The 21,281-nt window shown below is 40.1% G+C and carries 18 protein-coding genes; 9 read left to right on the forward strand and 9 right to left on the reverse strand.

The window, feature by feature from the left end; genetic code table 11:
- The first annotated feature begins 90 nt into the window (after positions 1–90).
- Entirely contained in the window at positions 91–1,053 is a 963-nt protein-coding gene (locus ACWICE_RS18685; protein WP_454298981.1) for an isopenicillin N synthase family dioxygenase, read from the forward strand.
- A 112-nt stretch (positions 1,054–1,165) separates the two neighbouring features.
- Here ACWICE_RS18685 and ACWICE_RS18690 read toward each other — a convergent pair whose 3' ends face one another.
- Both ACWICE_RS18690 and ACWICE_RS18695 read right to left on the reverse strand, forming a co-directional pair.
- A complete protein-coding gene (locus ACWICE_RS18690; RefSeq protein WP_454298982.1) occupies positions 1,166–1,897 on the reverse strand; it encodes a porin family protein in 732 nt (243 codons plus the stop codon).
- A 35-nt stretch (positions 1,898–1,932) separates the two neighbouring features.
- Positions 1,933–3,063, reverse strand: a complete 1,131-nt coding sequence (locus ACWICE_RS18695) for a PCMD domain-containing protein (RefSeq protein WP_454298983.1) — start codon at positions 3,061–3,063, stop codon at positions 1,933–1,935.
- 240 nt (positions 3,064–3,303) lie between these two features.
- Here ACWICE_RS18695 and ACWICE_RS18700 point away from each other — a divergent pair, with 240 nt between their 5' ends.
- From ACWICE_RS18700 to ACWICE_RS18710, 3 genes are read left to right on the forward strand one after another with little or no spacing between them, the layout of a single operon-like run.
- Positions 3,304–3,546 (forward strand): hypothetical protein, encoded by a 243-nt coding sequence (locus tag ACWICE_RS18700; protein WP_454298984.1) that lies wholly within the window; start codon positions 3,304–3,306, stop codon positions 3,544–3,546.
- A 35-nt stretch (positions 3,547–3,581) separates the two neighbouring features.
- Complete coding sequence (locus ACWICE_RS18705) at positions 3,582–4,652, forward strand: sensor histidine kinase (protein WP_454298985.1); 1,071 nt, start codon at positions 3,582–3,584, stop codon at positions 4,650–4,652.
- Complete coding sequence (locus ACWICE_RS18710) at positions 4,645–5,328, forward strand: LytR/AlgR family response regulator transcription factor (RefSeq protein WP_454298986.1); 684 nt, start codon at positions 4,645–4,647, stop codon at positions 5,326–5,328. The genes ACWICE_RS18705 and ACWICE_RS18710 overlap by 8 nt, the downstream gene beginning before the upstream one ends.
- Here ACWICE_RS18710 and ACWICE_RS18715 read toward each other — a convergent pair.
- Positions 5,325–5,681 (reverse strand): MmcQ/YjbR family DNA-binding protein, encoded by a 357-nt coding sequence (locus tag ACWICE_RS18715; RefSeq protein WP_254529058.1) that lies wholly within the window; start codon positions 5,679–5,681, stop codon positions 5,325–5,327. The genes ACWICE_RS18710 and ACWICE_RS18715 overlap by 4 nt on opposite strands.
- Positions 5,682–5,863: 182 nt before the next feature.
- Positions 5,864–7,783 carry a molecular chaperone DnaK gene (dnaK, locus tag ACWICE_RS18720; RefSeq protein ID WP_454298987.1) on the reverse strand — a complete coding sequence of 640 codons (1,920 nt, stop codon included), beginning with the start codon at positions 7,781–7,783 and terminating at the stop codon, positions 5,864–5,866.
- 192 nt (positions 7,784–7,975) lie between these two features.
- Here dnaK and ACWICE_RS18725 point away from each other — a divergent pair, with 192 nt between their 5' ends.
- A complete protein-coding gene (locus ACWICE_RS18725; protein WP_185213950.1) occupies positions 7,976–8,533 on the forward strand; it encodes a thioredoxin family protein in 558 nt (185 codons plus the stop codon).
- Positions 8,534–8,585: 52 nt separating this feature from the next.
- Here the strand turns inward: ACWICE_RS18725 and ACWICE_RS18730 are convergent, their stop codons facing one another.
- The 3 genes from ACWICE_RS18730 to ACWICE_RS18740 form a co-directional block, all read right to left on the reverse strand.
- On the reverse strand, positions 8,586–9,272 hold the full coding sequence (locus ACWICE_RS18730) for a TIGR02117 family protein (RefSeq protein ID WP_454298988.1): 687 nt from the start codon (positions 9,270–9,272) through the stop codon (positions 8,586–8,588).
- 90 nt (positions 9,273–9,362) lie between these two features.
- On the reverse strand, positions 9,363–10,274 hold the full coding sequence (locus tag ACWICE_RS18735) for a nucleotidyltransferase family protein (RefSeq protein WP_454298989.1): 912 nt from the start codon (positions 10,272–10,274) through the stop codon (positions 9,363–9,365).
- Positions 10,275–10,330: 56 nt separating this feature from the next.
- On the reverse strand, positions 10,331–11,878 hold the full coding sequence (locus ACWICE_RS18740; RefSeq protein WP_454298990.1) for a helicase HerA-like domain-containing protein: 1,548 nt from the start codon (positions 11,876–11,878) through the stop codon (positions 10,331–10,333).
- 207 nt (positions 11,879–12,085) lie between these two features.
- Between ACWICE_RS18740 and ACWICE_RS18745 the strand changes: the two genes are divergently transcribed.
- From ACWICE_RS18745 to ACWICE_RS18755, 3 genes are all read left to right on the forward strand, one after another.
- The gene (locus ACWICE_RS18745; RefSeq protein ID WP_237219504.1) at positions 12,086–12,430 is read left to right on the forward strand and encodes a hypothetical protein; all 345 of its coding nucleotides are present in this window, start codon (positions 12,086–12,088) and stop codon (positions 12,428–12,430) included.
- A 109-nt stretch (positions 12,431–12,539) separates the two neighbouring features.
- Positions 12,540–14,120 (forward strand): SulP family inorganic anion transporter, encoded by a 1,581-nt coding sequence (locus ACWICE_RS18750; RefSeq protein ID WP_185213947.1) that lies wholly within the window; start codon positions 12,540–12,542, stop codon positions 14,118–14,120.
- A 72-nt stretch (positions 14,121–14,192) separates the two neighbouring features.
- Positions 14,193–14,840: a carbonic anhydrase gene (locus tag ACWICE_RS18755; protein WP_313260392.1), complete on the forward strand. Its 648-nt coding sequence runs from the start codon at positions 14,193–14,195 to the stop codon at positions 14,838–14,840.
- Between the two features lie 84 nt (positions 14,841–14,924).
- On the opposite strand, the gene ACWICE_RS18760 is transcribed toward ACWICE_RS18755, so the two are convergent.
- Positions 14,925–16,199 carry an FAD-dependent oxidoreductase gene (locus tag ACWICE_RS18760; protein WP_454298991.1) on the reverse strand — a complete coding sequence of 425 codons (1,275 nt, stop codon included), beginning with the start codon at positions 16,197–16,199 and terminating at the stop codon, positions 14,925–14,927.
- A 93-nt stretch (positions 16,200–16,292) separates the two neighbouring features.
- Here ACWICE_RS18760 and ACWICE_RS18765 point away from each other — a divergent pair, with 93 nt between their 5' ends.
- Complete coding sequence (locus ACWICE_RS18765; protein WP_185217333.1) at positions 16,293–17,963, forward strand: glutamine--tRNA ligase/YqeY domain fusion protein; 1,671 nt, start codon at positions 16,293–16,295, stop codon at positions 17,961–17,963.
- 65 nt (positions 17,964–18,028) lie between these two features.
- Here ACWICE_RS18765 and ACWICE_RS18770 read toward each other — a convergent pair whose 3' ends face one another.
- Entirely contained in the window at positions 18,029–21,037 is a 3,009-nt protein-coding gene (locus ACWICE_RS18770; protein WP_454298992.1) for a glycosyltransferase family 117 protein, read from the reverse strand.
- Positions 21,038–21,281 lie beyond the last annotated feature (244 nt).

The raw sequence follows: 21,281 nt of genomic DNA on the forward strand, positions 1-21,281 counted from the left end.
AAGGTATTACAAATATTACAAAATAGGTTATAAACACTTTTTACTCTTCAATATTATTATTACATTAACTTTGCATCAAACAAAACAGACATGGCATTAGTAAATATTCCAAGATTAGACTTGACGCACTATACTGAGGGCAGTGCTGAACAACGCGAACAATTTGTGGCGGATATTGGCAAGGCATTCAACGAAACGGGATTCGTCACCATCGCCAACCATGGCCTTTCACACGAACTGATCGATGAGCTATATAAAGTGGTCAAGGAATTCTTTGACCAACCTTCGGAAATCAAGGACAAATATGAATTCCCTGAACTGGCAGGACAGCGTGGATATACTTCCAAAGGGAAGGAAAAAGCGAAGGACTCTAAAACGCCAGACTTGAAGGAATTTTGGCAAAGAGGACAGACCATCGTAGGTGAGGAATATTCGAAAGTGTATTTTCCAGATAACCCAGAGGTGAAAGAACTACCTAGATTCAATGCTGTAACAGCAGAAATCTATAAAAAACTGGAGGATGCTGGCCGTAATTTGCTAAAAGCCATTGCAACTTATTTGGAACTACCTGAAGATTACTTTGAAAAATTCGTGATCAATGGTAACTCTATTTTACGTGCCATCCATTACTTCCCAATCGAAAACCCTGATGCTATTCCAGCGGACGCTGTGCGTGCGGGAGCTCATGAGGACATCAACCTGATTACCTTATTGATCGGTGCTAGCGCAGATGGATTAGAGGTGTTGACCAAAGATGGAGAATGGTTTGCTATCAAGGCTAAAGGTGAGGACATTGTTGTAAATGTGGGTGATATGTTGCAAAGATTGACCAACAACAAATTAAAATCGACTACCCACCGTGTCGTAAACCCTCCTAGAGAGCTGATGAAGACATCAAGATATTCGGTTCCTTTCTTCTTGCATCCTAAATCAAGCATGAACTTGGCTTCATTAGATTCATGTATCGATGCAGAACATCCAAAAGCTTACGAAGATTATACCGCCGGCGAATATTTGGATGAACGATTGAGAGAGATTGGCCTTAAAATGTAAGAAAAGATATGAGTATTGAGATATGAGTATTGAGATATTAGAAATGGTCATACCTAAAAAGAGTTGACCGTTTTCTATCTCAAATCTCATATCTCATATCTATTAATCTCTCCTAAAAAACCCTCACACCTACACCAATATTCATAAAGATATTGTGCATATTGAAACTGATGCTTTCAAAGCCAGTTTTCATGATGCTATTGAAACCGTAATCAAATTGGGCAGTAGCATAGTAGCGTTTTGCGAAGTCATATTTTCCTGCTACGCTCATTCCAACATCTACTTTTCTGATCTGGCTTTTGAAATCATAAGCGGCATCTACGATCCCTACCTTTTCTCCTGTTGGTTCTTCATCACGGATATAGCCATCTGTTGCCATACCGTAGAATTTACGTTGTACAGCCATGGAAACATAAGGTCCGGTCTGAAGGCTCCAACTTGGATTTAATTGATAGGTCGCCATGACAGGAATGGTGAAGTAAAGATTCTCCACATTGGTCGTGATATCACCGTAATAATAGCCCCTAACATTTTGTGATGGATCTTCATCAGCATTAAAAGATGTTTTATATCCTTTAACCGTTGCTTCAGTCTTCATCCCTTTACCTTCAAAGATCAGTCCTGAGCGAACGCCCCATTTGTCATCGATGCCATAGGCCACTTTAACCCCTACGAAAAAAGGCAAAGCTGGTTTGAAACCATTGATCTTGCGAATTTCTACGGGCAATCCCAACGGAGAAGCTCCACCGATCTTAGTCCCTACTTCAGCATCTACTCTAAATTTCCCTTTTTCTAAAGCCTGTGCGTTTAGGTTCAGGGCAAAAAACAAACCAAATACACTCATTAGAACGTATTTTATCTCGATTTTAATTAATCTCATTATCTTACATTGATTTTCACTTCATCTACAATTAACTTACTTCCAACAGCACCTTGGAATATTGCTCCATTCTTGCTGGAAGAAAGCACTACGGCAATGCTATAACGGTACGCGTCGGCATCTAACTGGCTATATTCTTTCTTGAATACAAATGGCAGATCGAACTTCACTAAGCCATCTCCTTTTGTTGCAGAAGTTTCCTTCAATTGAGCAAGGGCTATGATATGCGGGCTATTCAACACATCTTTGTCGTTCAGCCAGGTTCTTCCTGCATCCTCTTTATCGTTTGCAGTAGCTTGCATCAACGCAACGCGATCAAATAATACAGCATAGATGTCACATTCATCCGTAACATTGACTTCTTTACCATTCATATCGATTACCTTTTTACCGGGTTCATATTTATAATAACCGGTCATGGAAACAGGGATTTTATTGAATGGGAGGCCAAAACGTGTCTGGATGTCTATGATACTTTTGGTAAACATGGAGCCAATGAACAGATTACCAGCCGCAATAGGCTTCTTCACCAAAGAACCTAAGAAACCAGTGGATTTAGTCTCCAGGTAAGCTGCATATTTTCCTGATTTCACAAATTTTGGATCATCGGTAGCTTGGGTTGGATAAGCTTTTTCGGTAGGATTAGAACCGGCTGTCAAGGCAAAGCCCGAGTTTCCGGAAGCCCATAACTCTTGCTGAACGCCCTCTACCTCTTCATAGAAATAAATCCAGTTTTTCTTCTCGTCATGTTTGAACAGTTCGAAATCAAACATTTCAGGAACGGAGGACTCCAGTAAAGTCACGGAATATTGTTTTTTGTACTGTCCATCTTCAGAAGTGACCTCATAAAATACAGGGGCAGAAAAATCTTGGACCGAACCTGAGGCAGGAACCGAAGTTGCTCCAGGCGTTAAGTCAAAATCAAGGGCGAATTCTTTCAAATCCACTTTCCCTGGTTTGACATAGATAACAACGTTTCTGTTGTTGATGATAGGTTTGACATTAATCAAACTATCGGCGATGGAGACTTGTGTGATATCAGCTTCCATGTTTTTCGCCTCGTCTTTAATACAGCTAGAAATAAAGAACACGACCCCCAAAAGGGCCCAAATAAATTTTGATTGCGGCATGTTTTTAACTTACTTATAGTAGATATTCAAATGGGTAGATCTCCAAATGATTGGCAAAGATAGAATTATTTGACCCGTTTCGATTATTTCTGCCAATCATATTCTCTTTTGATTCAGCTTTTTTACATTAAAAACATGATTCATCATTTCCTTCCATAGGTTCATCACAAAAATTTAGGGGCCATCAAATTCTTCAATATTATTGTGTCAGGAATAAACAAAGGCAGAAAATTGAAAGTTATGATGTTTTATTATCTAATCCGATTCTTGACCAGCATATTCGAAACGAACTACCAAAACCAGGTGCAAGATCAACTCCTACATCCCATTGAATCATACTTCAACTTGCAGGAGGAGTATCCACATGGAACTATTCATCTCATTGATCACTTTCAGGAAACCTTGATGAACCAGGATCCCGATTTTCTAGGCTTTCCGATTCTTCCTTTCAATTATCCTCAAGAAAAAACCGCTTTAGGCTAATACTATTTTCTTTTTTATAATTTTATAACTCGATTATGAATTTAAGCAGCACTAGATCAAACCACAAAATGACCTTCAGGAGATTCATTACTGAATTCCTCTTTATTATCGGCATGTCATTGATTTTCTTTGTGATTTCCATGTCCATACACCGACATTTGGCCATTTTATTCCTCTATGCTCCTTTTGGCTACCTGCTATATGCCTTAAATAACTTTTCGCTATTGGAGCTATTGGTCAAAAAGAAGATCACCAAAGTGGAGTACATCTTGATCAGCATATTGAGTGCAATCCTTATTTTTATCCCTTTCCTGATCCTTGTCCAACTTATACATGGACGATATAGTGACAAAATCATATTTGTAGGTGCCTTATTTGCTTCTGTTGTGATCTTGGCGACCTACTTTTACTTTTTCAGGTACCGAGCTGACAAAAAGACCATCGACTTCTTGAGAAAGGACTTGGGCAAGACCGCAGCGGAATATAAACTGATGCAATCTCAGGTAAACCCGCACTTTCTGTTCAATGTCATGAACAGCATCTATGGAATTGCCCTGCAGGAGAATGCAAGCCGCACTGCAGATTCGGTTCAACGGCTGAGCCAAATGATGCGTTTCCTGATCTTTGAAAACCAACAGGATCAAATCCCTCTTTCCAGAGATTTAAGTTACTTAAAAGAATATATCGCTATTCAGAGCTTAAGGACTGAGAGTGTTCCTAACGTCAAGATTGAACATGAAATCATAGATAGCTTGGACAGCTTGTACATTGCACCGATGCTCCTGATTCCCTTTGTTGAAAATGCTTTCAAACATGGCATCAGTATGAGCAAACCTTCCTGGATCAAGGTGAATGCAGATGTGGTCGATGGACAGTTGAAATTTTCCGTTTACAACAGCATTCACAAAAGCACCGGAACCGACCTGGAAAGAATGAAATCAGGAATCGGGCTGGAAAATGTAAGGTCTAGGCTGGACCTGACCTACCCTGACCGCTATATGCTGGTTATGGAACAAAACCAACAGGAGTATTTTGTTTTTCTGACGATTGACCTCGATGAAGTCCCTCATTCGGAGATAGCATCCAAAATGAACGAAAATGATTAAAGCCATTGCCATAGATGATGAACCGATAGCACTGGATATCATCAGGAGATACGCCGAACAAATTCCTTATCTAAATCTGGAAAAACAGTTCCTGAATAGTCTTGAGGCAAAGGAATATCTGCAACATAATGAGGTTCAATTGCTGTTCTTAGATGTGCGCATGCCAGACATTAATGGAATTGACCTATTCAAGGGCCTGGAAGAAAAACCACTCGTGATTTTCTCAACCGCCTATTCTGAATATGCCCTATCTGGTTTTGAACTGGAGGCATTGGATTATCTCCTAAAACCCTACACATTTGACCGCTTTGAAAAGGCAGTGATTAGGGCTAAGGAATTATTGGAACTAAAAGGTGTGATAGACAATAACCCAAGCTTATTCGTGAAGGACGGGTATCAAATGATAAAGATTGATTTGAAAGAGGTCTTGGCCCTTCAAGCCGTTGGCAATTATATTCGGTTCATTCTAGAAGGCCGTGAGGTATTGGCAAGGATGACCATCAAAGAATTTCTATCGGAGTGGGCAGATGATTCTTTTTTGCAGGTCCATCGTTCCTATATTATCAACTCGAACAAAATCAGTAAGCTAGACAGACATTCTATCTGGATAGAGGATATGGAAATTCCCATTGGCGGAAGCTATTTAGAAGAGGTAAAGGAAAAGTTTAAACTTTAAGATAGTTTCTCACGTTCCTTCTTCGGTAAGCCTTGAACAATCAGCTCATAACTATGGTCTATTAACTCAAAGAGTTTTTGGTCGTTCAACTGCCTGTTAGCATGTACCGTATTCCAATGCTTTTTGTTCATATGGTAACCAGGCAAGACAGTATGTTCATATTTCTCCCTTAATTCAACGGCATACTCAGGATCACATTTCACATTAAAAGAAAGTTGGTCCACCTGGTCTAATCCTACCAGAAGAAAGACTTTCCCCAATACCTTAAACACTAAAGTGTCTGGACCAAATGGTGTTTCCTCTGTACTTTCCTTTTTTGCGATGCAATAATCCCGAAGTTCTTCGATGTTCATGAGTTGTAGTATTTAGTATTTAGTATTTAGTATTTAGTATTTAGATAAACAAAATAATGATTTATATCCATAATTAAACAGCCCCAAGGTCTAAATACTAAATACTCATTACTAAATACTAAAAAAGGAGTTGCCCATTTCCAGGCAACTCCTTTTCAATATAAGGGGGTAAACTTAATGTTTTATTTAACCTCTTCGAAATCTACGTCTTGCACGTCATCAGCGCCACCACCTTGGTTTCCGCCATTGTTTGCTTGACCAGCATCACCTTGAGCTTGTTGTTGACCGGCTCCTTGTTGCGATGCAGCGTACATTTCTTCAGATGCAGCACTCCATGCAGCATTCAATTCAGTAGATGCAGTCTCGATATCTGCGAAGTTTTTGTCAGCATGTGCTTTTTTCAACTTCTCTAGACCAGATTCGATAGGACCTTTTTTATCTGCAGAGATTTTATCGCCATATTCTTTCAATTGTTTTTCAGTTGAGAAGATCAAGGCATCAGCAGAGTTCAATTTATCTACTTCCTCTTTTACTTTTTTATCAGCTTCTGCATTGGCTTCAGCTTCTTGTTTCATTTTCTTAACCTCTTCGTCAGATAGACCTGAAGAAGCTTCGATACGGATGTTTTGCTCTTTACCTGTAGCGTTGTCGATTGCTGACACTTTGATAATACCGTTAGCATCGATATCAAATACTACTTCAATTTGAGGGATTCCACGAGGTGCAGGAGGAATGTCTGTCAATTGGAAACGTCCTAACGTACGGTTCTGAGCAGCCATTGGTCTCTCACCTTGTAATACATGGATCTCAACAGATGGTTGATTATCCGAAGCGGTAGAGAAAACTTCCGATTTACGCGTAGGGATAGTTGTGTTGGCCTCAATTAATTTGGTCATTACACCACCCATGGTTTCAATACCTAAAGAAAGTGGAGTTACGTCTAATAACAACACGTCTTTTACTTCACCTGTCAATACACCACCTTGGATTGCAGCACCTAATGCTACTACCTCATCAGGGTTAACACCTTTTGAAGGCTCTTTTCCGAAGAATTTCTTAACAGCATCTTGGATTGCTGGGATACGAGTAGAACCACCTACAAGGATTACTTCGTCGATATCTGAAGTATTGAATCCTGCATTTTTCAATGCTGTACGGCAAGGCTCGATAGTACGTTCGATAAGTGGACCTACTAAGCTTTCGAATTTAGCACGTGATAAAGAACGAACTAAGTGCTTAGGACCAGATCCATCTGCAGTGATATATGGTAAGTTGATCTCTGTAGAAGTTGTGCTTGACAACTCGATTTTCGCTTTCTCAGCAGCATCTTTCAAACGTTGCAATGCCATTGGGTCTTTTCTCAAGTCCAATCCACCGTTTTCGTCTGCAAACTCGTCAGCTAACCAGTTAATGATAGCGTTATCAAAGTCATCACCACCTAAGTGCGTATCACCATCAGTAGATTTTACTTCAAACACACCGTCACCTAATTCCAATACTGAAACGTCATGAGTACCACCACCACAGTCAAAAACTACGATTTTCATGTCTTTGTCTGCTTTCTCAAGACCATATGCTAATGCTGCGGCAGTAGGTTCGTTGATGATACGTTCTACTTTCAAGCCTGCGATTTCACCAGCTTCTTTCGTTGCCTGACGTTGTGCGTCATTAAAATAAGCAGGTACTGTAATTACGGCACGAGTTACTTCTTGTCCTAAGTAATCTTCTGCAGTTTTCTTCATTTTTTGAAGGATCATTGCTGAGATTTCTTGAGGAGTATATTTACGGTCGCCAATCTCCACACGTGGTGTATCATTGTCGCCTTTTACTACTTTATAAGGAACTTTGTCGATTTCGCCTTTTGCCTCATTGTATGTAACCCCCATAAAACGCTTGATCGAGTAGATCGTGTTCTGTGGATTAGTGATGGCTTGACGTTTTGCTGGATCTCCAACCTTGCGTTCCCCGCCTGCTACGAATGCAACAACAGAAGGTGTAGTACGCTTTCCTTCGTTATTTGCAATAACTACCGGCTCATTACCTTCCATAACGGCTACACATGAGTTGGTAGTTCCTAAGTCGATTCCTATAATTTTTGACATATCTTGTTGTGTTTTCTTTAATGTTTAATGATTACTTATTCTCTATTAACAACGCTTATGCCAAACAGTTTTATCTGACTTTGTCATTCCAAAGTCGGAAAAATCTGCAAGGAATTGTCATTTGAGCGTGACATTCTGTCATTTTTTCTCAAATATTGGAATAATATGTATTTTTGGAAAAATTAATCCAACATGACTTTTGACGAATACCAGAGTTACTTCGAGGATATCTTAAACAATACCGAAAAACACGAAGCATACTCATCAAACCCTGACTATTTAAGTTACGCTAAACTCAATTGGTCCAGAATGAACAGATGGTTGAAAAAATTTGAACCATCAGCAGAAATGAAAGTATGCATTGAAAACATCAAAGATCCACAACACTGGATCTTAATCACAGAACCTTGGTGTGGGGATGCAGGGCACTCCGTTGCTCAGATCTATAAAATCGTAAAGGACAATCCTTTTATCGATCTTGATATTCAACTTCGCGACACTGAACCTTTTTTAATCGACGATTACTTGACCAATGGCGGAAAATCAATCCCGAAATTGATCATCCGTAATGATGTAGGACATGATAAAGTGGTATGGGGACCACGTCCAGATGCACTACAGGAAATCTTCGAAACTGAAAGAGCGGAAGGAAAACCCATGGAAGAAATCAAAGAAAACATCCAAAGATGGTATAATGAAGATAAAGGGGCCGAAATCCAAAAAGAATTGACAAAATTATTATCTGAATAAAAAAAAGCTGCAAATGCAGCTTTTTTTTATTCAGATATATTCCAATATAACCTTAATCCCTATAATGCCTTAAAATCCCCTTATCAAAAACCGTCCAAACTCCAGATGGCATATTTGCCTTTTTCAAAGCAGCATTAGACCAAGTATTACAGGAATAAAACAAACTGTAAGCTCCCTTAGCCTCATAGAATGCATCATCAGGACCATATTGCGCATTCGTCTCAATCAAAATAGGTTTACCATCCTCCCCGATATCCAAGGAATTCAGGATATAACTTTTCAGGACATTATACTGATTGCTATCGATATGAACTTTATAGCAAAGGTCATTTTCTTCCATCCGTTTATAGTAAGTGACATGCAGGGCAGTTTCACCAATACCCAAACCAGCTACCAAAGCAGTCTTTAAGGTCAGGTCCTTCCACTCAGGGGTATTCAGGTAAAAGCCTTTATCACCCCAACCAATAGAAACATATTGTTGATTCAAATCTTTTCCTTTATTGTTTTCAATGGGAAAAACCTCTGTCCAGTCCTGTAATTCATTCCGAATGGGAAGCACGATATCGGTATGTACATCATTGGATAGCACATAAACCGTGATATTTTTAGGTTTTCCCTCTTTATCGGGCTTATCGGCAGAAATCCTTGACAAGACAGAATCTGCCGCAAAGTATAGACCTGCAAACACTATTAATCCAATAAACACATAGAGAAGGGCCATCATAACTTTCTTCATCATAGATCGATTAAAGAAATAAAGATATCAATATTGTGGAAAAACAAATGGCAGGACTATGCCTGCCATTCGATATATTTTTAAAACTTGGTATTAAAATAATTTCTGAGGGTATTCTCCATCAGCTACCAATTTTGAGATACTATCCTGTACGATTGGTTTATCTTCCATATAAGTAACACCAAACCATTTCGAAGACGTTGGAATTACTTTAAAGTCAGCCTGTCCTTTTTTTACCATGTAATCAGGAACAGAAGGGATAAAAAATTCTGATTTAGGATTATCACCATTTTCTTCAACAAACTTAGGGAACATCTCCATCGCCACTTCAAAGATTTTAGGAGTAAAGCCCCAGAAGTTCATCGATACACGCGCATCCGCTGGCAATTCATTTTTTACTCCGTTCTCTTCGAAGACGATTTTCTTGTCGCCTTCAGCGCTATCATAATAGATGTTCGTTCTTTCCGTAACGGAAGCCATATGGCCTTCAGGAGTCACCTCACATACACCACGAGAAACATAGCCATAGTCTGACATGGTATTGCCCAATGCAAATCCCATCAAAGACATGTGCTTATCATCCGCCTCATTGCTTAGGAAATCAGCCATTTTCTTAAAGGCATCATAACCATAAAAATCATCAGCATTGATTACACAGAAAGGTCCATCAACTTCATCCTTCGCACTCATCACAGCATGAGCTGTACCCCAAGGTTTAGCACGTTCAATATCTTTATCGATTCCGAATTTCCTCAAGTTAAAATCTTGAAAAGCATAAGCTACCTCGATCTTACCTGCAAGCTTGGCGTCAAATTTTTCACGCATCACGGCTTCAAATTCTTCACGGATAATGAAAACTACTTTTCCAAAACCGGCACGGATCGCATCAAAAATGGAATAATCAATAATTGTTTCCCCATGTGGACCAAAACCATCCACTTGTTTTAATGAACCATAACGGCTAGCCATTCCCGCTGCTAGAACCACCAAAGTTGGTTTTCCCATAATGTAATTTTTTGTTTAGTACTCGATTTTCGTTTGCAAATATAATGTTTTAAATATTATCTCTTTTTGAAGATAGAGTTTAGGATGCCATTGGCAATCTTCCCTAATAATTTCGCGCCCTCTCTCGCCAATGTCCTGCTCGCCTGCGTCTGTGCGGCTTCCAATGGTGTTTGTCTCCTAGATCCAGAAGACCTCGTTTTCCCTGCTGCTTTCTCCGCTTCTTTCTGTGCCGCCTCGGCCTCTTTCTTTGCTTCAAAAGACTTCATGCGCTCCTCAATGATTTCTGATGCAGTCTGTCTTTCCACTCGTTCTTGATATTTCGAACGGTAATCCGAATTTTGAACCAATTCCTCATACAACTGAGGGCTACATGGACCCATTACGGCTCTTGCGGGCACTAAATGCGTTGCAACCACCTCTGTCGGAATACCTTTATCATTCAATACAGTTACCAAAGCCTGCCCTGTCCCTAATGAGGTCAAGACCTTATCGATCTCGTAAAACTCCGATGTAGGATAAGTTTTCACCGTTTTCCTTAAGTTATCGACATCGTTCGGGGTAAATGCTCTTAAAGCATGTTGGACCCTGTTCCCTAATTGTCCTAAAACAGATTCAGGAATATCCGTTGCCGCCTGTGTACAGAAGAACACCCCTACCCCTTTTGAACGGATCAATCGAACGATCTGCTCGATCTGCGTCAAGAAAGCCTTCGATGCTCCATTAAACAATAAGTGTGCCTCATCAAAGAAAAACACCAATTTAGGTTTATCTAAATCCCCAACTTCAGGTAATTTCTTAAATAATTGGGCCAAAAGGCTCAATAAAAATGTGGAAAATAACAAAGGTTGGTCTTGGATATCGGAAATGTTCAATAAGGTAATTACCCCTTTTCCATCCACTTTTCCAAACAGGTCCTGTATATCAAATTCTTTTTCACCAAAGATATGGGCAAGCCCCTGTTGTTCGATGGCGACAATTTTCCTTAAGATCGTATTGGCACTTGCTGTCGAGATCTTACCATAATCATTCTTGATTTCCTCAGCGCCGGGCCCATCAGAAAGGTAACTCAGCAACTTTTTAAGATCCGGAAAATCGACGATAGGCAACTGCGTATCATCCGCATATTTGAATATAGCACTCAATACCCCAGCTTGGGTATCGTTCAGGTCCAAGATACGGGCAAGTAGCACCGGACCAAAATCCTCGACAGTAACTCGCATTGGAGCACCTAATTTTCCGGAAAGAGAAAACAGTTCTATAGGGAAACTTGCGGGTTCAAAAGGGATCCCAACAGCGTTTCCACGCTCTATCAAGGCATCATTGGTTTTTCCAGGTTCAGCTAATCCCGATAAATCCCCCTTTACATCCAACATGAAAACCGGCACACCGGCATCCGATAGTTGTTCCGCAGTCAATTGCAGGGTCCGGGTCTTACCCGTTCCGGTCGCTCCTGCAATCAGACCATGTCGGTTCATCATCTTTAAAGCGAGGTTTACCTTAGCTGCTGTTACAATCTCACCATCAAGGATACCAGAACCTAATTGTATAAATGGCCCCTTAGGATTATAGGAGGCAGTTATCTTTTCAATAAATTGTTCTTTCATAAGTTATAGCCTTAAAATGCTAATTGAAATAATAAATAAAGATATAATTATTCAAATTAAGATTTTAAACAAAATTATGTTAACACAATATTAAGAATTCAGATTAAAGAGGCGACTTTTGTAATTTTTTCATAATAAAATTTCAAAAAAGAAACTATTTTAAAATTTAATTTTATTTTTGTTGCAGAAATGATTATTAAGACCCACATGTTTACAAAGGCATATAGAATATTGGCAGCAAAACTTTGCTTCTTTATCTTCTTCACGAAGATGCTGATTTCTATTACCCCTATGTTTGTGGATGTACTGGATAAAGGTACAGTCTTACAAGTAGTCATGCAGCTTGAAATTGAGAACACCGCGAAAGGGACTAATAGCAACAATGAGGACCTGCACGAAACAGGTATCAAGATCTTTAGACCAGGTGACATTGATTTCATGCTTTTCAACCCAACCGTAGAAAATAGCGCTGGTATTAAACACTACCTGAAAAACGAGAAGAGTATCTGTGCCTACCATGCCTCCGTACCCACTCCACCTCCTAATTGTTAATTCAATATCCTAAGGGTATACCCTGTTCTGACCTCATTAGATCGACGTCTTAATAGGAATACTGAATCAAATTATCATTTATTGAATTAAAAATTTAAAACGTAGGTTTATGTTTGGTACACGTACGTCCGCTTTTTTGAAATTATCAAAAAGGGACTTAAAATATGATTTCCCAGCTAGTATTGTAGTATTTTTAGTGGCTTTGCCATTATGTCTGGGAATTGCAATGGCGTCTGGAGCGCCTCTATTTGCCGGTATATTGACCGGTATCATCGGTGGTATTGTAGTAGCATCGATTTCAGGATCACCCTTGTCTGTGAGTGGTCCAGCAGCAGGATTAACAGTTATTGTTTTAGGTGCCATTGAACAATTAGGCGCTTATGAAACCTTTATTTTGGCCGTACTTATTGCAGGTGCCATCCAATTGATCCTAGGGATCATTAAGGCAGGAATGATTGGAAACTACTTTCCATCATCTGTCATATTGGGCATGTTGGCCGCAATCGGTATCACCATTATATTGAAACAGATCCCTTTAGCATTTGGATTATCGGAAACTAATGCATTCGATTTTGAAAATGGTGGCGGAATTACTGCCTTTACAAACACAGTGATCTCAAATGTCAATTGGGGTGCCACCATTATTTGTTTCCTTTCATTGGCCGTATTGATCTTTTGGCCAAATATCAAGAAGTTGAACAAAATCCCTGCACCGCTAATCGTCGTATTATTAGGTGTAGGCTTAGGTTTTGCCTTCCAAGGAACTTCATTCGCATTGAGCCAAGGACATTTTGTGAATATCCCAGTGGTATCCTCATTTGCTGAATTCCAAGGACTTTTCATTTTCCCGGATTTCACCCAGATCTTCAATAAAGAAGTATGGATTGTGGCCTTTACCATTGCGATCATCGCAAGTTTAGAAACCTTGTTGAGTATTGAAGCCGTAGATAAACTGGATCCTTTGAAACGTAATTCACCAACAAACCGCGAGCTGATCGCTCAGGGTATTGGTAATATTACAAGTGGTTTCTTGGGTGGTTTACCGATGACTTCAGTAATCGTACGTTCATCAGCAAATGCGAATGCAGGTGGTAAGACCAGACAATCGTCAATCTTGCATGGTGTTTGGTTATTGTTAGCTTTATTGGCCATCCCTAGTATGATCAACTTGATCCCTTTGGCAGGTTTGGCAGCAATTCTATTGCATACAGGTTATAAACTGGCAAAACCAGCCTTGTTCAAGCAAATGTTGGTAAAAGGCTTGGATCAATTTATTCCTTTCGTAGTTACGGTTGTTGCTGTAGTGTTCACCGATCTATTGACCGGTGTAGGAATTGGTATCTTGGTGGCGACTTTCTATATCCTGCGTGCAAACATGCACAATGCATACCACCTGAACATCAAATCTACCGATCATTCAGAGAACGAAACAGCTGTCATCACTTTGGCAGAAGAGGTAACTTTCTTGAACAAAGCACCGATTCAACAAAAACTTTACAATCTTCCGAAGAGTGTAAAATCCATCATCATTGATGGTCAAAAAAGTAAGTTTATTGACAAGGATGTCATCGATGTCATTAAGGATTTCGAGCAAAATGCCATTAGCAAAGGCCTGGAAATTGAGTTGAACGATGTTACGTACAAAAGAAACGGCATCGCCAAAAAACAAAAACTTAAAAAAGTAGTTTAATTAATTTAAAATAATTGCAGAAACTTGTAAGGTCTTTCATTAGACCTTACAAATAAATAAAATCACATAATAATGGGACAAAAAGAATTAGAAACAGGATTTACTCAGATTTTAGAAGGAAACAAAGACTGGATGGACTTCGTAGCGAAAGATTCATCAGGCAGATTTCAACAACTTTCTAAAGGCCAAAGTCCAGAAATCTTATGGATTGGATGCGCTGATAGTCGTGTTCCTGCGAATGAATTGACGGGAAAGAAACCCGGTGAAGTATTTGTACACCGTAATATCGCCAATATGTGTGTCCATTCAGACATGAGCATGTTAGCAGTATTAGACTATGCGGTCAATGTATTGAAAGTAAAACATATCATCGTTGCTGGCCATTATGGCTGTGGTGGTGTTGCCGCTTCATTGAGTTCTCAACAATACGGCATCATCGACAACTGGTTGTGCCATATCAAAGATGTTTACCGTTTGCACGCTGCGGAGATTGATTCTATTGAAGATCAAGAAGAAAAAGCAAACAAACTGGTAGAATTGAACGTAAAGGAGCAAGTATTCAACTTGACCTCTACCTCTATCGTCCAAAATGCATGGAAGAATGGTGCCGATTTAGCAATCCATGGAATGGTGATCAATATCGGAACCGGTCAATTGATCAACTTGGATACCACCTTTACCAATAATGAAGGTATGGGAACTGTTTTCGCATATGTATAAAATGCCCCTAGGACTATTACCATAGATTAGAAAAAGCCCTTCAACAAATTGTTGAAGGGCCTTTTTTATATATCAATATCTTCCCTATTTGACAAAGCTTCCATCTAAATTGATGGCTTTTGCAAATGAACTGGAAAAAAGATCGGCCACGACAGCAAATTGATCCCTAGTCACTTTATTCTCTGGAGAAAACTCCCCCTCAAACTTCAATTTGGTTTTCCAATCCTTGGCGATCTGTCTATCTACTTCATCTCCCTTAAAGGCAATGAATTTGATCATGCCCAATAAATCTTTCCACGTCATCTCATCCTCACGGTAATTATCCAAAAACCATAACTGACTACGGGTATAAATATCATTTAGGACAGCTTTAACATCCTTAAATTTGACGATTTGGTCACCATCAAAGATGTATTTCCCCTCGACTTCCTTTCCCAAAAAGAAACCAGTCAAATAACATTTTTGGATGGCAGCAAAATGAGGGTCTTTAACTTCCACATCCTGGTACGGGATCAATCTGGCCTTGAAAGCCAAAAGCTCTGCTTGTAGCTTACGGATATCGATTTTCTTGCTATCGGTCTTGAAGAAAGCTGTATAGCCTGCTGTAGCACCAATGGCCTGCCCAAAGGAAGATCTGAATCCAATGTTATCCGGCGATTTAGCCATGGATCTCAATCGCCCGATATCAAACAGGTTTTCTTTTTCAAAGTCCAACAAATCTTTCAGGAAGACCACAGAGGAAACCCTATCCAATTCTCCTACGGCCAAACTGGTCCTGCTGATTGCCAGCCCCATATCCTTGGCTTTAGTATATCCACCTTGCAATGCCGAGTCCAATTTAAGGCCAGATGCCTTAACCAGGCCTGCATCTTCACTGGCATCTACCACCGACAGCACTTCAAATTTCTGTCTATTGGAAAGGATAATTTCCCAATTTCTTTTATTTCGGGTTACTTTAGATATGCTCTGTTCCTTAATGACGGTCAGGTTTGGCAATTCACGCATATACTTGTCAATGGCATTCCTTGCCAATTGTGGATTAAAATCCTTTTTGACCACCTGAGCCAAGGAATCATCACGGGTCTTGCTGATTGCCATTTCCATCAGTATGCCCATCCATATTCCACCATCCAAGTTTTTATTGCCTTCAATCTGAAGGACCTCGGAAGTGATTTCCTCTGCCAAAATCGGCCTGTCCATCAGCATGACGGTCGGAACATTCGATCTGGCAGCCTGTATTGCAGCAGACAGGGCAGTAATGTCCGATCCATAAACGAACATCTTTGGTTTTGCCTTTTTTTGCGCACAAACCAGACAAGGAAATAGCAAACAAAGAAAGGTTAGGACTCTCAAATTCATAGTTCCATAATTTTAAATCGAAAATAAGCAAAATCAAACAAGTATTCGTTATGCTATTATCCATTATATCGTTGAAATAGCTAACTTTGCTACATGGTAGAAGAAGAAAAATCATTGAATTTTATTGAAGAGATTATCGAAGAGGATCTTCGTAATGGGAAAAATGATGGGCGTGTATTGACCCGTTTCCCTCCTGAGCCAAACGGCTATCTTCATATTGGGCATGCTAAGTCAATCTGTCTAAATTTTTCTTTAGCGCAGAAGTACAATGGCAAAACAAACCTACGTTTCGACGACACCAACCCTGTAACAGAGGATGTGGAATACGTAGATAGCATCAAAAAAGATATTCAATGGTTAGGATTCCAGTGGGCCGAGGAATTATACACCTCAGATTACTTTGATACACTTTACGACTTTGCAGTCGAATTGATCAAAAAGGAATTGGCTTATGTAGACGACAGCACTTCAGAAGAAATCGCTGCATCTAAGGGAACTCCGACCGTTCCAGGGACTCCGACCGTATACCGCAGCCGCTCTATCGAAGAAAACCTAAAACTTTTCGAAGAGATGCGCGATGGTAAATATAAAGATGGCGAAAAAGTATTGCGTGCCAAGGTAGACTTGGCGAGCCCTAATATGCACATGCGCGATCCGATCATTTATCGTATCAAACATGCACACCACCACCGTACCGGTGACAAATGGTGCATCTATCCAATGTATGATTTTGCTCATGGACAATCTGATTCCATCGAAAAGATAACCCACTCGGTATGTACCTTGGAATTTATTCCGCACCGCCCATTATACGATTGGTTGATCAACAGTTTGGAGATCTTCCCATCTAAACAATATGAGTTTGCTCGTTTAAACCTGAACTACACGGTGATGAGTAAGCGTAAATTGCTTCAATTGGTAAACGAAAAGTTCGTTGAAGGTTGGGACGATCCAAGGATGCCTACCATTTCAGGTCTACGTAGACGTGGATATACCCCTGAAAGTATCCGTAATTTCTGCGAACGCATCGGTATCCAAAAGCGTGAAAACATGATCGATGTCAGCCTATTGGAATTCTGTATCCGTGAGGACCTGAACAAAACAGCTTGGCGCAGAATGGCTGTATTGGATCCAATTAAATTAATCATCACAAATTATCCTGATGGGAAGGTTGAAGAGCTACATGGCGAAAACAACCCAGAAGTTGAAGGTGGAGAAGGAAGCAGGGTTATCCCATTTTCTAAAGAACTATGGATCGAGCGTGACGACTTTATGGAAGATGCACCTAAGAAATTCTTTAGATTAGGCCCTGGTCTTTCCGTACGCTTGAAACACGGATATATCGTAACCTGTACTGATTTCAAAAAAGATGAAAACGGTAATATTACGGAAGTGTACTGTGAATATGTTCCTAATTCAAAATCTGGCGAGGATACATCAGGCATGAAGGTAAAAGGAACCATTCACTGGGTTTCTGTACCACATGCTAAAGAAGTGGAAGTACGTCTTTATGACCGTCTGTTCCAAGATGAGAATCCTGCTGCTGCCGAAGACTTCAAAGCATCTATCAATCCAAATAGCCTACAGATCATTGAAAAAGCCTATGCTGAACCTGATCTGGCAAATGCTGAGCTTGGAAAAGGATATCAATTTATCCGCTTAGGTTATTTTAACCTAGATAGCAAGAATACAACTGAAGATAAACTTGTCTTCAACAGAACAGTAACATTGAAAGACTCTTGGGCTAAAGAGTCTAAAAAATAATCTGGTTTTAAGCCATAAAAAAAGGACAAGTAAATTACTTGTCCTTTTTTTATGACTCGATAGTTTTACAACCAAACGGCCTTATATTTCTTGTCAAGTCGGGAAGCTTCAGCCATCAACTGTTCATCTCCCAATTCTTTCAAGATCGGAACATACTGGTCTAAAGCCGCCAATCCCAACTGTATGGAAATGGAATCATAACCCCTATTTGCCTTTTGAAAGATTGCCAATTGATAGTCCAAATTTTCCTTAATGGCCTCCAATTGCCTACCCGCCAAAATCTTTGCTCTATCGACTTCCTTTACCTTCAGCAAGGTATCCACAAGTACAGTATTGTAGTAGGTCTGTCGCATGCTTTTGGTCTCCTTCGGTTGAAAATCATAGGCTTGCAGGGCCAATTCCCTTGCCTCCTTCAACTTTCCTTGATTAACCAAGGCTTGCATTCCATCTGTATAGATATTGGGGTAGATCCATCCCTCATAGTATTGGTTGGAATCAACATCGAAATGCTCCAACTTATTGATATTGGACCATTCAAATTTATGAATGGCATTGTCGTAAATCTTATCTGCATTGATCAGTCCGTTGCCCTTTGAAGATTGCCCCATATCTACAGGCATCAGCTTGCTGACCAAGCCCTCTGAAGCAAGGTATTTATCCATGCCCATGGAGATTGCCGGCGCACTTAATGAGACAAAGTAAATTGGCCTTTCCCAATTGTTGTTGACCAAAATGGACATCAAACTAAGATCTGCTCGGGTAACCAGATTTTCCTTGAGCTCCCATTGCATATGCTCTGGGATAAACTGCTGCCATTCCGCTGGAATATTGGCATTGTTCAGGGCCTTCTCCTTATCTATTTTAAGTTGGAGCTTTTTCGTCGGCATCACATTTACAAAACGACCATCACTGGTTTCAAGTTTGTTCCTATTATCGTCCGAAAGCATCACGTCCAGCAATTGATCTACATCTGTATAGCCTTCTATTCCTAGGTCAACCACCTGAATCACATCCCGAACTCCCTTTTTAACTTTATTAAAGTCGAATGCAATCGGCAAAGCTTTGGATTGATTGACATCCTCCATCGCCTGCTTTACATACCAATCCGAGCCAAGGTAGCCATAATTCAACACCCTGACATCTGTCCTGATCCCCTCTACTTCCTGTAGATACCATAATGGGAAAGTATCATTATCAGCATAGGTGAACAATATGGCATTGGGCTCACAGGAGTTCAAGGTATTCAAGGCAACTTCCCTCGTCATATGACGACCAGAACGGTCATGGTCATCCCAATTCTCCTTGACCAACAATACAGGGCCAGCAAGCATTGCAAATCCAACGGCAGAATACGTAATTGTCTTTATGGAAAGTTTGGTCCTTTTTTGCATAAATTCGATCAAACCCAGAACACCCAAACCGATCCATATAGCAAATACATAAAACGAACCTGCATAGGAATAATCACGCTCACGTGGTTGCAGCGGTGTTTGATTTAAATAGAGCACAATAGCTAAGCCAGTAAAGAAGAACAACAGACCAACAATGCTGGTGTCCCTTTGGCTTCGCTTCGCTTGCCAGATCAAGCCAGCAATCCCGAGCAGTAGTGGAAGGAAGAAGTAGGTATTCCTACTTGGATCTTCTTTCATACGATCAGAAATGGCATCCATTCCCGGCAAACGCAGTTCATCCAAAAAATTAATCCCTGAGATCCAATTCCCAGCGGTCAATTCCCCTTGACTAGGTGTATCATTCTGCCTGCCCACGAAATTCCACATGAAATAACGGGAATACATATGACCTACCTGATAATTGAAAAAGAACTTCATATTATCCAAAAAGGTTGGATCTTCCCCATCTTTCAGATTCAAATATTGTTTATAGAATTCAGTATGCTTTTGGCTGTACAACCTTGGAAACAATACTTCCTTGTCGTATTTATAGCCTTTGACATTTTCAAATTGCTCATATTGCTCGGTATCCTTTCTATAGCCTAAGGATTCATTAACATCCGTTATTTTTGAATTGAAGGTCGGTCCCTTGAACAAAGGCTCAGATTGATATTGTTCCCTGCTCAAATAGCCCAAAAAGGAATATGCATTATCAGGATCATTATTGTTCAGTGTAATATTCGTTTGGGCACGGATTATTATCATGCTAAAGGAGGTGAACCCGAAAAAGACCAAACAAGTACCTAAAATCAAGAGATTTAAGATAGGCTTGTTCTTTCTGATCGAATACATAATTCCGAAAACCGCTGCTGAAACTAAGAGCAGGACAAACAGAACAATGCCTGAACCAAATGGCATCCCCAATGAATTAACGAAGAAGAGATCAAATCCTGCTGCTATCTTTACGGAATATTGGATCACTCCCCAAAGAATAAAGGCTAAGGCGAGAACTCCCCAAGCAAAGGATTTTACTGCACCTTTCCAGGTCACGTGCTTTGACTTCCTGAAATAGATCAGGAGTGCTAAGGCAGGAATCGTCAATAAATTCAACAGATGAACTCCGATGGACAGTCCCATCACATAGGCAATCAGCAATAGCCATTTATTGGAATCCGGTTCATCTGCCCTACTCTCCCACTTCAACGCCAACCAAAATACAATGGCCGTACAAAGTGATGACATGGCATAGACCTCTGACTCCACAGCAGAATACCAAAAAGAATCTGTAAAGGCATATGCCAACGCCCCTACCGCTCCAGCAGCGAAAATCTGCATATTTAGAAGGCTATTCCCTTCTGACTTTCCTAAAAGCAGTTTTCTTGCCAAGGCTGTAATGGTCCAAAACAAAAACATAATGGTCAAGGCTGAACAAAATGCCGAACCTAAATTCATCCAAAGTGCAACATGTTCCTTATTTCCAAAAGCAAGGTTTGAAAACAGGTTCTGCAGCAAGAGAAACAAGGGTGCCCCAGGTTGATGAACAATTTCTAGCTTATCTGATGCTGCAATAAACTCACCGGTATCCCACCAACTGATGGATTGATCCACAGTGAATGCATACAATACAAACGCAATAACTGCACATAGCCAGCCGAGAAGATTGTTGATTTTGCTATAGTTCATAATAGTAGGTAATAAATGTGATTTAAATTTAGTAAAGAATTATCTCCCACATTTGTGATTAACATTATTTAACATGGAATACGCCTGCTCTCCTTCTTCCAAAAAGGCCTTATCATTACTGGATTTTCAGGAGCTTTATTTGGATTTGTTTTACCCACATTCCGAAAACTCGCAAAATGAATAAAATTTTATCCAAGGCATTCTCGAAGCTGTCTCGAAGCTGTCTCGTATGAGACTGGAATAT

Source organism: Sphingobacterium sp. NPDC055346 (assembly GCF_053645235.1).

What these genes read in the sequence shown, in the direction of transcription:
- ACWICE_RS18685 (WP_454298981.1), top strand. Translation starts at nt 91, where the DNA reads ATGGCATTAGTAAATATTCCAAGATTAGACTTGACGCACTATACTGAG.
- ACWICE_RS18690 (WP_454298982.1), bottom strand. Translation starts at nt 1,897, where the DNA reads ATGAGTGTATTTGGTTTGTTTTTTGCCCTGAACCTAAACGCACAGGCT.
- ACWICE_RS18695 (WP_454298983.1), bottom strand. Translation starts at nt 3,063, where the DNA reads ATGCCGCAATCAAAATTTATTTGGGCCCTTTTGGGGGTCGTGTTCTTT.
- ACWICE_RS18700 (WP_454298984.1), top strand. Translation starts at nt 3,304, where the DNA reads ATGATGTTTTATTATCTAATCCGATTCTTGACCAGCATATTCGAAACG.
- ACWICE_RS18705 (WP_454298985.1), top strand. Translation starts at nt 3,582, where the DNA reads ATGAATTTAAGCAGCACTAGATCAAACCACAAAATGACCTTCAGGAGA.
- ACWICE_RS18710 (WP_454298986.1), top strand. Translation starts at nt 4,645, where the DNA reads ATGATTAAAGCCATTGCCATAGATGATGAACCGATAGCACTGGATATC.
- ACWICE_RS18715 (WP_254529058.1), bottom strand. Translation starts at nt 5,681, where the DNA reads ATGAACATCGAAGAACTTCGGGATTATTGCATCGCAAAAAAGGAAAGT.
- dnaK (WP_454298987.1), bottom strand. Translation starts at nt 7,783, where the DNA reads ATGTCAAAAATTATAGGAATCGACTTAGGAACTACCAACTCATGTGTA.
- ACWICE_RS18725 (WP_185213950.1), top strand. Translation starts at nt 7,976, where the DNA reads ATGACTTTTGACGAATACCAGAGTTACTTCGAGGATATCTTAAACAAT.
- ACWICE_RS18730 (WP_454298988.1), bottom strand. Translation starts at nt 9,272, where the DNA reads ATGATGAAGAAAGTTATGATGGCCCTTCTCTATGTGTTTATTGGATTA.
- ACWICE_RS18735 (WP_454298989.1), bottom strand. Translation starts at nt 10,274, where the DNA reads ATGGGAAAACCAACTTTGGTGGTTCTAGCAGCGGGAATGGCTAGCCGT.
- ACWICE_RS18740 (WP_454298990.1), bottom strand. Translation starts at nt 11,878, where the DNA reads ATGAAAGAACAATTTATTGAAAAGATAACTGCCTCCTATAATCCTAAG.
- ACWICE_RS18745 (WP_237219504.1), top strand. Translation starts at nt 12,086, where the DNA reads ATGTTTACAAAGGCATATAGAATATTGGCAGCAAAACTTTGCTTCTTT.
- ACWICE_RS18750 (WP_185213947.1), top strand. Translation starts at nt 12,540, where the DNA reads ATGTTTGGTACACGTACGTCCGCTTTTTTGAAATTATCAAAAAGGGAC.
- ACWICE_RS18755 (WP_313260392.1), top strand. Translation starts at nt 14,193, where the DNA reads ATGGGACAAAAAGAATTAGAAACAGGATTTACTCAGATTTTAGAAGGA.
- ACWICE_RS18760 (WP_454298991.1), bottom strand. Translation starts at nt 16,199, where the DNA reads ATGAATTTGAGAGTCCTAACCTTTCTTTGTTTGCTATTTCCTTGTCTG.
- ACWICE_RS18765 (WP_185217333.1), top strand. Translation starts at nt 16,293, where the DNA reads ATGGTAGAAGAAGAAAAATCATTGAATTTTATTGAAGAGATTATCGAA.
- ACWICE_RS18770 (WP_454298992.1), bottom strand. Translation starts at nt 21,037, where the DNA reads ATGAACTATAGCAAAATCAACAATCTTCTCGGCTGGCTATGTGCAGTT.